The sequence below is a fragment of the Phenylobacterium sp. genome (genome assembly GCF_036563285.1).
Taxonomy (GTDB): Bacteria; Pseudomonadota; Alphaproteobacteria; order Caulobacterales; family Caulobacteraceae; genus Phenylobacterium.
Genome location: NZ_DATCMR010000005.1, coordinates 22,058 through 35,196, shown reverse-complemented (window position 1 = coordinate 35,196; position 13,139 = coordinate 22,058). Strand labels below are relative to the sequence as shown.

The window sequence follows — 13,139 nt, the reverse complement described above, 5'->3', positions numbered from 1 at the left end:
CCGCGCTGCGGCGGCGGCGATCAGCCGCCCGGCGGCGGCTGGACCGGCTCATCCGCGCTGGCGCCTTCCGCCTGTGCGGACTCCTGCGCCATGCGCGTCCACCCTTCGGCCAGGTCGAGGAATTCGTTTCGCGTCGTCGGCGATTTCGTCGCGAGCTCGTTCATCTCGGCGGCCTTGCGGCGACAGTCTTCGGCGGTTCGCATCGCGCTGAAACGCGCGCCGCGAGGTTTGGACCGGCAAACCGGAAAATATAATTATCTCTGTAGCTTAAGGTGAAGCTCCGGCCGCCGTGCCGATCCCTGCCGCGGCGCAAAACGACACAGGCCCGGAGCCTGAGCTCCGGGCCTGCGCCTGATCCGCTAACCTGCAGGCGACTATTCGCCGGCGGCGTCGTCGGCCGCCCGGTCGAGCCTCAGCGCGCGGGCGTCGGTGACCTGGCCGCTGGTGGGGCCGCCCACCGAGGCCGAGGCCGAGGCGCCGTGCGCGAAGTCGGCCGCCGAGGGAGCCGCGCCGGCCAGCGCCTTGGACTGCATCTCGGTCAGGCGGCGTTGCGACTCGTCGGCCAGGTTGACCCCGACGCTACGGGCGTTGCGGTCCTCGCGCGAAGTGTTGGTGGCGGCCTGCGTGTACTGCCCGTCGGCGATCACCGTGCCGTAGAGCGCCGCGGCCTGATCGAGGCGGCCGGTGTTCTGGTACTCGGTGGCCAGGTTGAAGCGGTTGCGGGGGCTGTTGTTGCCCACCACCGCCTGCTCGAAGAGGTTCGCCGCGGTCCAGTGGTCGCCCTCGCTGGCCGACGCCATCCCGGCGCCGGACGTGGCGACCGAGGCAGCCGCGCTGGACGATCCGCCCAGGGCGGTGGCGGCGTCGCTCTGCGCCGTCGAGTGGGTCACGCAGCCGGTGGCCAGCAGGCCGAAGGCGGCGGCGCAGGAAATATTCAGGAGGGCTCGCATTTGGAGGTTTGTCCGATCTCGAAGAAACCGGCGCTTGGCGCTTGTCGGGAAATCCCGGGGAGCCCGCCACGCTTCTTCGAATGTATAAAGCGCTACCCTACGAATAGTTGCGCTTGTTCAGAAATATACATGGCGAGCGGCAGAGGATATTTCCAAGGGCGAGCTCATCGAACCGGTTTTACTATTCCGGGCCGCGGCCATGTCGCTGCCGAGCACATAGCCCGCCGACCACACCTGGCAAAGCGCCAGCACCGCCCCGGCGCAGACGGCCGCCACGCACGCCCGCGGGTGGTCCGCCACGAACCCCGCGATGGCGTCCGCCAGGGGATCGCCCTCCGCCCGCCGGCTCACCGCCGAACCTTCGCAGGCCGAAGCTTCGCCACACAGGCCCGCAGCAGCGCCGCACGCCCGCTGGTGATCTCGTCGGCCTCCAGTTCCGCCAGCGCCCCTTCGAGCGGCCGGCCCTGGTGCCGCGCGCCCAGCGACCAGATCTCCGACCTGACCGCAGCCTCGGTCGGCCGCTCCGGCGCCCACAGGCCGAACATCAGCGTCGCGGTCCGATGGCGGCCGCGGTGGCGGCGCCCAGGAAGGTCTGCGTCGCGGCGGACGGCTTCACCTTCTCCTGCTTCGGCTTGCGGATCTCGCGGTTGGTTCTCTTCTGGCCCTTGGCCATGGTCGCCTCCTGGAAATGATGGGTCTGGGCCGATCCCTGCCGTGTCCGCGCGGGCCCCCGCCTGCGCCGTCTCATTCGGCGAAGTGCGGCTCGTGGTGCGGCACGCGCTCGTCGCCCGGCGCCGCCAGCACCTGGGCCTTGTCGCCCAGACCCTCGGCGCTGCGCGCGCCCAGGCACGCGGCCCGGACCGCGTCGCCCCGGGTGGCGAAGTCGCCATAGGGCTGGTCGTTCAGCGACACACGCCAGCCGCCGGCGTCCTCCAGCACCCGGAAGGTCGAGCGCCTGGGGCCTTGGAACACCTTGCTCACAGGTCATCTCCCCAGGCGCTGTCGTCGCCGTGGATGTCGTGGGCCGCCATCAGCCTGTCCCACTCCGGCGAACTGACCACCAGGCCGGGCTGGCGCAGCCATTCCGGCTGCGGCGCCGCGGCCTCGATCTCGCGAAGGGCGAGCGCCGGCCCGCCCGGCCCCGCGCCGGCCGCCTCGGCCGCGGCGTCCCCGTGCGCGGTCGGGCACAGGTATTCCGTCAACCGCTCCTCGGCCTCGTCGCCTTGCGGCCCGTCGCGGCCGTAACCGCGAGCCTCCTGGTCCAATGTCTTTGCGTAGATCTTGCTCATGACTGAGCTTTCGCGGTCGGCCCCAAAGATCCGCTGCGCGTATCTATCTGGAGCTGAGCAGTGAATAGGCTGCTGAAGACCGCATCTACATTAGCACGCTCAAAGAGGAATGTGCGGCCTATTCTTGGCGGACCGCTAGTCGACCCGCCCCCAGCCACCCTCGGCCACCCCGGCCGCGCGCATGCGGTCGCCCAGGCTGACCCCGTCGAGCTTGCACAGCGCCCCAATGCGATCGTAGGACCGCTGGGCTGCCACGCACTGGACCGTCTTGCCCTTCGCCATGCGTTCGAGCGCCGCGCGCGCCGCGATCCCGGCCGGCCAGGGCTTGCGGGCCAGGTCGGTGATCTCCGGGGCGGAGTAGTCCAGCAGCCGGACCTCCACCCACGACGCGGGACCCTTGCCCTTGCCGATGGCCACGCACAGGCTGTCCCCGTCGCCCACGTACACCACAGGCCCGGAGAACCGCGCGCCGGGCTTCAGCGCGGCGGGCATCGGCCCGCGCCGGGGTATCGCCTCGCAGGGGTCCGCCATCGCCGGCGCCGCCGCGCCCAGCCCGACCAGCAGCGCGGCCGCCGCGGCCGCCCAGCCATACCCGGTTCGAGCAGATCGTGACCGTGGGCGCATCCCATAGCAATCCGCCCCTAAGGCCGAGGTTCCCTAGACGAGCGCAAGCGATCCAGTACCCCGCGTCCCAGCCCCTGACGCCAGCGACGGAGGTCGGGCGCCAGCGCGACATGTCGTCAGCCGACGTACCGACGAAGGGCCGGTTCCAGGTGGTCGCCGCGCCCTACCGGTGGGTTTGCGACGGCCCCGAAAACGCCGCCTCGTTCCGCGCCCGGAGCCCGGGGAAGAACGCGCCCAGGGGCCGGGTTTCGGGGAGGATGTAGACGACGGCTTCTGTGCCCTTGAACGTCGGTGTGACAACGGAGGCGTAAAACGCGGCCGGCACGTTGATGCAGCCAAAGGAAATCCGGTTGTCAGCCGGTGAGGCGGTCGCCAGGCGCTGCAGGCGGCGCTCCTTGGCGTTGCCCGTGACCACGGGGTGGAGGGAGACCGCCGCGTCATAGTCTATCCAGACCACGTCCTTGTGGCCGAGCTCGGGACCCAGGGCGGCCACGAACCGGCCGGCCGGGGTCGTGCGCTCTTCCGGGCGGATGGTGGAGAGCTTGCGCGCTCCGATCCCCGGGACGGATTCGTCACCGACGGCGAGCCCCAACAGCGCCGGGGCCGCGCCCCGCAGCTGCCCCGACGGGTCGAAAACGAAGACCCGGGCCTGCACCTTGTCGACGATGACGAAGGGCAGTCGGGCGTTGTCGCCGGCGCCCACCACCCAGTCGGCGACCTGCCTGGCCGCGTCGGAAGCCGGCTCCCCGAGGAACCGCGCCTGCTTGGGCGCAGCGCCCGCCGCACCGGCCCAAAGCGCCGCAGCCACCAAGGCGCAGGAGAATGCGGCGCCTAAGCTCGACCGCATCAGTTGCGCCCCTGCTTGGGCGCGCGGACCGGCTGCGTCTGGGCGGGCGCGGTTTCAGTCGCGGCCGGCTGGACCTGCTGCTCGGCGAGGGAATGCGCCTGCTGGATCTCCGCGACCTGGAAGGCGGGCATCCGCACGCCGTCGCCCATCACCGCCAGCTGGACGCCCTGCGGCCCTGCGACCGGGGCGGCGAAGCCGAGCCCGTTCTCGTCCCCGGCCCTGCGGCGGCGTTCGGCTTCGCTGACCTCGGTGGCCGACGTCACGCTGGGCCCATTGCTGAGACCGACCGGGGCGAAGTCCCTACCGCCGAGCTGCGCGACCGTGGCGCCGCCGATATCCACGGCGGCCTGGGGTGCGTTCACCGAAAGCCCGCCGGCCACGTAGGTGATCGCGTAGTTGCTGACGCTGAACGTGCCCCCCGACGCGTTGCTGGGCGTGATGGGGTATGGCGTGCTCGTGGGGAGGGCCGTGCCTGCGGCGCCGGCGCTGGTGAGCAGGACAGAGGCTATGGTCTCGCCGTTCCGCAGCCCGGCGGAGGTGAATTCCGTCCCGTTGAAGGTCAGCGGGCTCAGGAACGGCTTGCTCACGTCGTTGGCGGTGATGACCAGCGGCGCCGGCGTCACCGTGATCGCGCCTGCGGCGTAGGTGATCACGTAGTTCGCCGGCGTGTAGGTCCCGCCGACGGCGTTGGCGGCCGTGATCGCGTAGGGCGTCCCAGCGACCGCGGCCGTGGCCGCGGCGCCGGCGCTGCTGAGGGTGACCGCGCCGATGGTCTGGCCGTTCTGCAGGCCGGCGGTGGTGAACTCCTGTCCGGTGAAGGTCACCGCCTGGCCATAGGGCTTGGTGACGCTGTTCGGTGTCACGACCAGCACCGCCGGAGTGACCGTCAGCGCGCCGTTCACGTAGACGAGGGTGTAGTTGGCAGCCGCGAAGGTGCCGCCCGAAGCGCCCGACGTGGCGATTGCGTAGGGAGCGGCCGCGACGTTGGCGCCCGGCGCGGCGCCACTGCTGGCCAGGACGACGGCGCCGATGGTTTCGCCGTTCCTGAGCCCGCTGACGCTGAACTCCTGGCCGCTGAAGACCACGCTCTGTCCGTAGGCCTTGGTCACGCTGTTCCCGGTCACCGTGACGACGGCCGGCGCAACGGTGAGCAGGCCGTTGACGTAGACCAGGGTGTAGTTGGACGCGACGAAGGTGCCGCCGACTGCGCTGGACGGCGTGATCGCATAGGGAGACGCTCCGACGCTGGCGCCGGGCGCGGCGCCCGCGCTCACCAGGGTCACGCCCCCGACCGTGTCGCCGTTCAGGAGGCCCGTCGCGGTGAATCCGGTCGACGGCAAGGTGAGCAGCTCGCCGTAGACCTTGCTGAGGTCATTGGCGGTGATGATCAGGCTCTGCGGGGCCACGGTGAGCAGGCCGTTGATGTAGGTGATCGAGTAGTTGCCGGCGCTGAAGCTGCCGCCGACCGCGTTGGAGGGCGTGATGGCGTAGGGGCCGCCGGCGACGGTGGCGCCGGCCGTCAGGCCCGCGCTCACCAGGGTCACCCCGCCGATGGTCTCGCCGGCCACCAGGCCGGTGGCGGTGAAGGCGGTGGTGGGCAGGGTCAGCACCTGGCCGAAGGTCTTGCCGGTGCTGCCGGCGGTGACCGTCAGCGGTGCGGCGGTGATCGCCGCGGTGACGCCGCCGCCGCCGCTGAACAGGGCGAACTGGTTGGCCGCCGCGCCGGAGAGCGCCGCGCCGCCGATGTTCACCGCCTTGGTCGGGCCGACGTTCCTGTCGAAGAACTGGGCGCCGCCCGCCAGGGCGACATCGATCGAGCCGCCGACGGTGGGATCGCCCACGAAGCCCAGGGTCGCCGCCGTGGTGCCGTCGTAGATCTTGTCGGCGGCCGTTGCGAACACCCACATGTTGGCGTCGACGACGGGGACGCCAGGGGTCACGGCGGCGTAGTTGTTCGGCGCCGCGTAGCCGTTCTCCGGCGAATAGAAGATGGTCAGGGAGTCGCTGGTCAGTGCGGCCGGGGCGTTGAGGATGACGGTGCCGCCGCCGACGCCGCCGGTGCCGTCGTTGTCCGCGGTGAACAGCAGCGCGCCGCCGCCGCTGGAGGTGATCGCGGCGGACTGGATGACGTTGAGCCCGGCGCTGAGATCGATGAGGGCGCCGCCGCCCGTCGCGGTGAGCGCCCCGCCGATCGTCACGTTATTGTTGGCGCGGAACTGCAGCAGGGTGTTCGCGGCGCTGGCGGTGACCGCCGCGCCGATGTTCACATTGTTGCCGGCGGTCATCAGCACCTGCGACCCGGCCGCGCTCGCGGTGATCGCGGCCCCGGTGTTCACGTTGTTGCCGGCGTTCAGCACCAGGCGCGCGCCGGCGGCCGTGGCCGTGATGGCCGCATTGATGTTGATGTTGTTGCCGGCGGTGAGCTCGAGGGTCCGGGGCGTGCCCCAGGTGATCGCGTCGGCGACGGTGATGTCGTGGTCGGCCTGGATCTGGCGGTTGGAGAGCAGCAGGCTGGCGATGACCGAGGCGGGGGTCTCGTCGCCGGCGGCGGCGATCAGGTAGTCGAACGGGTCGAGCAGCCACAGGCCCGTCTTGCCGTCGGCGGCGAGCGTGGTCACGCGGGCGTCGTCGGCGATGTGGACCCTGGCGGCCGAAGTCTCGATGAAGCCGCCGTCGCCGCCGTCGGGCGCAGACGCGTCCAGCACCCCGCCGACATTGGTGTCGCCGGTGGCCATGTCGCCCAGCAGGACGATGCGGCCGCCGCGGCTTTCCAGCGTACGGGCCTCGATGACGCCGGTGTTGTTGACGGCGGTGCGGACCAGGCCGCCGGCGCCCTTGGCGGTGAGCAGCACGCTGCCACCGTCAGCTTGGATCAGGCCGCCGTTCTGCACCAGGGCGGCGGCGGCGCCACGGTCGATGCTGACGTTGAGCAGGCCGTCGCCCTTGAAGTCGAGGGTCATGGCCGCGCCGGCGGCCAGCGCCACCGAGCCCAGGCGCGCCTGGATGACGCCGTTGTTGGAGACCTCGCCGCCGAGCAGCGCGACGAAGCCGCCGTCCGCGGCGGTGATCGCGCCCTGGTTCAGGACCGTCCCGCCGGCGCCCGAGAAGACGTAGCGCCCGGCCATGACGTCCGCGTCGGTGATGTTCAGGGTCGAGGCCACCAGGCCGCCGACGTTCACCTGCGAGCCGGCGCCGAACAGCACGCCGTTCGGATTGATCAGGAACACCCGGCCGTTGGCGCTGAGCGCGCCCAGGATGTTGGAAGGGTCGGAGCCCAGGACCCGGTTCAGGGCCACGGACTGGCTGTTGGGCTGGACGAAACGAACGGTCTCGGACTGGCCGATGCCGAAGGTCTGCCAGTTGATGGCGACGTTCTGGGTCGCCTGGTTGACGGTCATCGTGCCGCCGGCGGTGGAGACCCCGGCCTGCCCGGCTGCGACCTCGCCGCCGGTGGGGAGCGCGTAGGCGCCGGTCGCGACGGCGAGCGCCAGGGCCGTGGACCCGGCGAGCCAGGCCTTGCGGCCGAGGGTGGCGGTGCGGGTCAGTCGGATCGTGCGATCCATGGCGGTGTTCCTTGGTGGCTCTGGGCGCCCGCGTCGGGGCGGCGTTTGATCAGAAGAGTTTCGAGACCTGCACCCACACGCGGCCGGAGCGGTCGTGCGCGGAGAAGGCGGGCTCATCGCCGAGGCGATGGGCGTAGGAGATCTTGACGAGCAGGTTGTGCTGGTCGGCCCAGGTGAGGCCGACGCCGGCGGCGCTGAGGCTGCGGGTATTGTCGCCCGGGGCCCACGGGTCCTTGTTGATGGTCACCGAGCCGGCGTCGACGAAGCCGACGAGCTGCAGCTGGCCCGGGAAGCGTCCGGCCCAGCCTGGCGCCGCCATGCGGCCCTCGATGGTGGCGATGAAGCCCTGGTCGGCGTAGGCCTCGCCTTCGGGATAGGCGCGCACACCGTAGAGGCCGCCCAGCTCCATCTTCTCCGACGGATCGAGGTTCTTCGAGGCCACCTGGCCCCGCAGCGATCCATAGAGCGAGACGGGACCGGGAAGGTTCTGCAGGCGGCTGATCTCGAAGGCCAGCTTGTGGTAGCCGCCGTTGGTGCGGGCGGTCGCCGCGTCGATGGCGCGGACCGCCGGGGTCTCGATGTCGAGATCGCCGAGGCTCCAGCCCGCCGAATAGACGGTCCAGCCCCCGCCCCAGAGGCGGTCGTGGTGGTCCCCGGCGACGCCGGCGGTGAACACGCGGGCCGTCTTGTCCGAGACCCCCGAGGTGGCGCCGATCTCGTCGCGGAAGGTCTTCGCCTCGGCGGTCCCGAGCGCATAGAGGTTGTTGTCGTACGAGCGGATCACCGGATAGCTGGCGAAGACGCTGGCGATTTTCGCCGTGCCGCTGGCGTCCAGCGGCTCGAACTCCTCGCCGAGCTCGTAGCGCAGGTATTCGTAGGCCGCGCCGAGCGTGAGGTTCTGGACCTGCGCCTGATACGCGGCGCGGATGTAGTTCAGGCCCGAGCCCGAGGTCAGGCCGCGCAGGCTCGCGACGTCGCCGTGGCCGGTCAGGTTGTTCAGCGCCACAGTACCGCCGCCCCGCCACTCGCCGGTGTAGTGGTTGCCGCCGTTGTCGGCCTCGAGGCTGCCGGTCACGAAGCGGCCCGGGGTCACGTCGACCACCAGGTCGGAGGTGCCCACCGCCCCACCGGGCCTGAGGGTGGACGTCACCGCCACGCCTGGAATGTCGGAGAGCAGCAGGAGGCGCCGTTGCAGGGGCGCCGCGGTGACGATGTCGCCAGGCTTCAGGCCGGCGAGCACGCTCCTCGCCAGGCCGTCCGACAGGCGCGACTGGTTGCGCAGCTGGATCTCGCCGTACTGGCCTTCGACCACGGCGATGGTGACGGCGCCGTCCTTGATGTCCTGGGCGGGCACATAGGCCTGGGCCACGAAGTAGCCGCGCTGGTTGTAGAAGGCGGAAATCCGCGACGCCATCGCGCGCAGGTCGGCAAGGTCAAGCTGGCTGCCGGGGCGGAATCCGGCCGCGGCCACCAGCTCGGCCTCCGAGAACCGGGTCTCGCCGGTGATGTTCAGGGCGTTCACGAGGATCTTCTCGCCGGCCGGCGTCGCGGCGGCGGGGGCCTCGCGGCCCTCGATACGGATTTCGGGGATGGCCTTGGGGGCGGTCGGCGCAGGCGGGATCTGCCGGACCTGCGCGCCGGCGCCCAGCGGCTGCTGGGCTAACGCGCTGTGGCCTGCCGTCAGGAAGAGGACGGTCAGCAGAGTGGTTTTGAGCATGAACGCCTCGGATACGCACGTGGAGCGCCGAACCCGTGGCCGGGGGAGCAAGCAGTCCTTCGATTAGGGAGCGCTTTCAGTCGCCAGCCGCTAGGGTTCATCTGGCGAATGACTATCTTGTAGCCCCCATTGACAAGCTTGTCGACTTAATTGTTCAGCTTGTTTTAGATATTTTGGCGGGCGAAATAAAGCGGAAGAGCAAAGGGATACTTGGTTCAATACAAGCAATACTTACTCGACTTGGAACTCATTGCGGCCGAGCGCGTTGTCACTCCTTACGGTCGCTTCAGGGGGCGGCGCCTGCCCACGAGCAGCTGAATGTGGCCTCCGGCAGACGGGAGTTCCGCGTCGCCGTCGATAAGCCTCAGCGGCCGTTCTCGGCCGCTACGAAGATCTGCAATGGGTCGGAAGCGGACTTCAATCGCGCCCTGGAGCGGACCTTTCGAATGTTCGCTTCGAGTCAAAAGCTGCCGCACCGAACCCGACGCGAACGGCCCCCCTCGACTGAACCTCCACCCCGGCCCAAAAGTTAAGCTTCCGAGCCACCCACGCCGAGGGACCCCATGCCGACCATCGACTACTACCAGGCCCAGACGCTCGCCATGCACTGGGGCCCCAGGATCGTGGCGGCGATCGCCATCCTGGTCCTGGCCTATCTGCTGGCCCAGGCCGCGCGGTGGGGGCTGGCGAAACTGATCGACCGGCTGCCGGGGATCAAACAGCACAACGAAGGCGCCCCGCCCAAGGAGACCGCCGGCTACCAGCTGGGCCAGCTCGGCTACTGGCTGGTGATCCTGGCGGGCATCGTGGGCGCCATGACGGTGCTGGAGCTGCAGGAGGTGGTGGAGCCGCTGAACGCCTTCCTGGTGTCGGTGGCCGCCTACGTGCCCAGGATCGTCGGCGCGGCGGTGATCTTCTTCGTGGGCCTGGTGATCGCCACGGTGGTGCGCCGCGTGGTCGAGGCCGCCCTGAACGTCGCCCGGGTGGACGCCTGGCTGGACAAGGCCGGCGTCTCGAAGATGACCGGCGCCTCGGGCCTCGCCCGCACGGTGGGCACCCTGGTGTTCGTGCTGATCCTGATCCCGGTGACCATCGTGGCGCTGGACCAGCTCGGCATGGACCCGGTGACGGCGCCGGCCACGGCCGTGCTGGAGACGGTGCTGTCGTCGCTGCCCAGGCTGCTGGCGGCGGCGATCATCCTGGCGGTCGCCTATGCGATCGGCCGCTGGGTGGCGAGCCTGATCGAGCAGCTGCTGCCCTCGCTGGGCTTCGACCGCAGCCTGCAGGCCTTCGGCATCGGCGGGCCCTCGGTGCTCGACGACGCAGACCCGGCCAGCGAGGCGCCCGCGAGCGCGCCGCGCGTCACCCCCTCGAAGGTGGTGGCCCGGCTGGCGCTGATCGGCATTATGCTGTTCTCGGCGGTGGAGGCCGCGCGCCTGCTGGCCTTCGCCGCGGTGGCGGTGATGCTCACCGAGGTGCTGGAGCTGGCCGGCCACGTCCTGTTCGGCGGCGTGATCATCGTCATCGGCGTGCTGATCGCCAACTTCCTGGCCACCCTGATCGACCGCTCGACCAACAACGCCGAGGGCTTCGCCTCCGAGATCGTGCGGTGGGCGACCATTGCGCTGGCCACCGCCATGGGCCTGCGGTTCATGGGCATCGCCGACGAGATCGTCATCCTGGCCTTCGGCCTGATCCTGGGCGCCGCGGCCGTGGCCGCCGCCATCGCCTTCGGCCTCGGCGGCCGCGAGACCGCCGGCCGGCTGCTGGAGAAGTGGACGAAGGAGGCCGAGACCAAGCGCCCGCCCACCCCCGTCCGCCGGCCCCAGGTCCGCCCGCCGCCCCGCACGCCGCGGGTCTGATCACCTCCCCCATCGCGGTCGGGGGAGTAAGGGGGCCTAGGCGTCCAGCTCCCGGACGATCCGCCAGGTGCGCTGGGTCAGTACGAAGTCGCGGTTGGGGATCGTCTCCGGGGGATCCCCCCGCAGCACCTGGGCCAGGTCCTGGGCCATGGCGCGGCTGCGGATGTAGTAGCTGTGCTCCACGAACGGGTCGGCGTGGCCGGCGACGTTGCGGCAGTCCACCAGCACGATCTTCTTCGGGATCAGGTCCACCAGCCGGGGGCCGTCCGAGCCCAGCCGGTCCGGGTTGGCCTTGGTCTTGTCCGAGATGATCAGGCCCTTGTCGTTGGGGTTGTAGTAGACCGTCACCTGGCGCCCCAGCCTGGGCAGGTGCTTCAGCTTGGCGTCGTGCTCGAAGGCGTCGTCGTCCTCGTCGGGGGCGGCCAGCATGATCTGGTCGAAGACGCGGGTGAGCGCATTCTGGTCCTTGGCGATCAGCGCCTGCAGGCCGTTGCGCAGGACGTAGGCCCCCATGCTGTGGGTCATCAGGTGGAGGCAGCGGTTGCAGTAGTCCGCCTCCGGCAACTGGACGAGGTAGTCGCGCAGCTTCAGGAAGGCGCGGGCCAGCGCCGGGCCCGAGGCGCGCGCGTCCTCGCGGTCGGAGTAGTAGCTCATCAGCGGCACGGCGGCGCCGTCGGAGGGCCAGCTGAACACCACCACATTGACCGGCCGGCCCTGCACCTTGACGTCGCGGGCCAGCAGGGCGCCGGCGTGCAGGGCGCCGGTGAAGGTGACGTTGTAGCCGTGGATGAACACCAGCGTGTCGCTGCGCTCGCCGGCCATCAGCGCGCGCAGGTCGTCGAGGAAGCGCTCGCTGCCGCCCTTGATCGTGGTGGAGGTCTGCCGCTCGGCGTAGACCGTGACCTTGTCGAGCTCGGGGCCGTCCTGCCCCGCCTTGAAGTCGGCGTAGCCGAAGCGCAGCGCCGCCACCCCGTCCGGATTGAAGCGCGGCCCGAAGACCTGCACCTTGTTGTTGGGCTGGTGGTTGCGGTTGGTGGCGAAGAACACGCGCACTGAGGCCATCGGCTCCCCCCAAGCTTGAGCTTGTGGAGCCAGTCAACTCCAGCGCGAGTTCCACTGCAACGCTTGCGCGGCGCCTACAGTAGTATACGTTGTAAACAATAGTCCCTTCAGGAGCCTCTAGATGGCGCTGCCCCCCGTCCTCCGCGACCGCCTCCGCCTCCCGGTCATCGGCAGCCCGCTGTTCATCGTCTCCGGCCCCGACCTGGTCATCGCCCAGTGCAAGGCCGGCATTGTCGGCAGCTTCCCGGCCCTGAACGCCCGGCCCGCCTCCCTGCTCGACGAGTGGCTGCACCGCATCACCGAGGAGCTCGCCGCCTGGGACCGCGACCACCCCGAGACCCCCTCGGCCCCCTTCGCGGTGAACCACATCGTCCACAAGACCAACGACCGCCTCGAGCACGACCTGGAGGCCTCCACCAGGTGGAAGGCGCCCATCGTCATCACCTCCCTGGGCGCGCGGGAGGACGTGAACGCCGCGGTCCACTCCTACGGCGGCGTGGTGCTGCACGACGTCATCAATGACCGCTTTGCCCGCAAGGCGGTGGAGAAGGGCGCCGACGGCCTCATCCCGGTGGCGGCCGGCGCCGGCGGCCACGCCGGCACGCTCTCGCCCTTCGCCCTGATCCATTCCATCCGCGAGTGGTTCGACGGCCCGGTGGCGCTCTCCGGCTCGATCGCCAACGGCCACGCGGTGCTGGGCGCCCAGGCCATGGGCGCGGACCTGGCCTATGTCGGCTCGGCCTTCATCGCCACCCAGGAGGCCAACGCCGACGCGGCCTACAAGCAGATGATCGTGGCGAGCAGCGGCGAGGACATCGTCTACACGAACCTCTTCACCGGCGTGCACGGCAACTACCTGCGCCCCTCGATCGAGAAGGCGGGCCTGGACCCGGACAACCTGCCGCAGTCGGACGCCTCGGCGATGAACTTCGGCTCGGGCGGCAACTCCAAGGCCAAGGCCTGGCGCGACATCTGGGGCTGCGGCCAGGGCATCGGGGCGGTGAAGGACGTGCCCACGGCCGGCGAGCTCGTGGCCCGGCTAGCGGCGGAATACGAGCAGGCCAAGGCCGAGCTGGCGGCGAAGGTGGCTTTGACCGCCGGCCGGCCGCTGGCGCTGGCGGCGGAGTAAGCCTAGTCTCTGCGAACCGGGCCCGACGCGGATCGCCCGGTCAGACGCAAGTCCAAGCATCCGCTCCTTGAGAGCCCGTAGAGGGCGAGGAGCGTG

13 protein-coding genes are annotated in these 13,139 nt (G+C 70.4%); 2 read left to right on the top strand and 11 right to left on the bottom strand.

Annotation, left to right across the window (positions count from 1 at the left end; all coding sequences use genetic code 11):
• Positions 1 to 20: 20 nt before the first annotated feature.
• The 10 genes from VIL76_RS03400 to VIL76_RS03355 all read right to left on the bottom strand — a co-directional run bounded on the left by VIL76_RS03400 (position 21) and on the right by VIL76_RS03355 (position 8,990).
• Positions 21 to 164, bottom strand: a complete 144-nt coding sequence (locus VIL76_RS03400) for a hypothetical protein (RefSeq protein WP_332043585.1) — start codon at positions 162 to 164, stop codon at positions 21 to 23.
• A 210-nt stretch (positions 165 to 374) separates the two neighbouring features.
• Complete coding sequence (locus tag VIL76_RS03395; protein ID WP_332043584.1) at positions 375 to 950, bottom strand: hypothetical protein; 576 nt, start codon at positions 948 to 950, stop codon at positions 375 to 377.
• A 347-nt stretch (positions 951 to 1,297) separates the two neighbouring features.
• On the bottom strand, positions 1,298 to 1,495 hold the full coding sequence (locus VIL76_RS03390) for a hypothetical protein (RefSeq protein WP_332043583.1): 198 nt from the start codon (positions 1,493 to 1,495) through the stop codon (positions 1,298 to 1,300).
• On the bottom strand, positions 1,495 to 1,623 hold the full coding sequence (locus VIL76_RS03385) for a hypothetical protein (RefSeq protein WP_332043582.1): 129 nt from the start codon (positions 1,621 to 1,623) through the stop codon (positions 1,495 to 1,497). The genes VIL76_RS03390 and VIL76_RS03385 overlap by 1 nt, the downstream gene beginning before the upstream one ends.
• Positions 1,624 to 1,694: 71 nt before the next feature.
• Positions 1,695 to 1,931 carry a hypothetical protein gene (locus tag VIL76_RS03380; protein WP_332043581.1) on the bottom strand — a complete coding sequence of 79 codons (237 nt, stop codon included), beginning with the start codon at positions 1,929 to 1,931 and terminating at the stop codon, positions 1,695 to 1,697.
• Complete coding sequence (locus VIL76_RS03375; RefSeq protein WP_332043580.1) at positions 1,928 to 2,239, bottom strand: hypothetical protein; 312 nt, start codon at positions 2,237 to 2,239, stop codon at positions 1,928 to 1,930. Before VIL76_RS03375 ends, VIL76_RS03380 begins: the two co-directional genes overlap by 4 nt.
• A 135-nt stretch (positions 2,240 to 2,374) precedes the next feature.
• Complete coding sequence (locus VIL76_RS03370; protein WP_332043579.1) at positions 2,375 to 2,863, bottom strand: nuclease; 489 nt, start codon at positions 2,861 to 2,863, stop codon at positions 2,375 to 2,377.
• A gap of 163 nt (positions 2,864 to 3,026) precedes the next feature.
• Positions 3,027 to 3,710, bottom strand: coding sequence for a L,D-transpeptidase (locus VIL76_RS03365; protein ID WP_332043578.1), 684 nt, complete (start codon positions 3,708 to 3,710; stop codon positions 3,027 to 3,029).
• Positions 3,710 to 7,273 (bottom strand): MBG domain-containing protein, encoded by a 3,564-nt coding sequence (locus VIL76_RS03360; protein ID WP_332043577.1) that lies wholly within the window; start codon positions 7,271 to 7,273, stop codon positions 3,710 to 3,712. Before VIL76_RS03360 ends, VIL76_RS03365 begins: the two co-directional genes overlap by 1 nt.
• Before the next feature lie 49 nt (positions 7,274 to 7,322).
• Positions 7,323 to 8,990, bottom strand: coding sequence for a ShlB/FhaC/HecB family hemolysin secretion/activation protein (locus VIL76_RS03355; RefSeq protein ID WP_332043576.1), 1,668 nt, complete (start codon positions 8,988 to 8,990; stop codon positions 7,323 to 7,325).
• 563 nt (positions 8,991 to 9,553) lie between these two features.
• Between VIL76_RS03355 and VIL76_RS03350 the strand changes: the two genes are divergently transcribed.
• Positions 9,554 to 10,852: a mechanosensitive ion channel gene (locus tag VIL76_RS03350; protein WP_332043575.1), complete on the top strand. Its 1,299-nt coding sequence runs from the start codon at positions 9,554 to 9,556 to the stop codon at positions 10,850 to 10,852.
• Positions 10,853 to 10,888: 36 nt separating this feature from the next.
• Here the strand turns inward: VIL76_RS03350 and VIL76_RS03345 are convergent, their stop codons facing one another.
• Entirely contained in the window at positions 10,889 to 11,914 is a 1,026-nt protein-coding gene (locus VIL76_RS03345; RefSeq protein ID WP_332043574.1) for an alpha/beta hydrolase, read from the bottom strand.
• A gap of 121 nt (positions 11,915 to 12,035) precedes the next feature.
• On the opposite strand from VIL76_RS03345, the gene VIL76_RS03340 reads away from it, so the two are divergent.
• Positions 12,036 to 13,043: a nitronate monooxygenase family protein gene (locus tag VIL76_RS03340; RefSeq protein ID WP_332043573.1), complete on the top strand. Its 1,008-nt coding sequence runs from the start codon at positions 12,036 to 12,038 to the stop codon at positions 13,041 to 13,043.
• Positions 13,044 to 13,139: the final 96 nt, after the last annotated feature.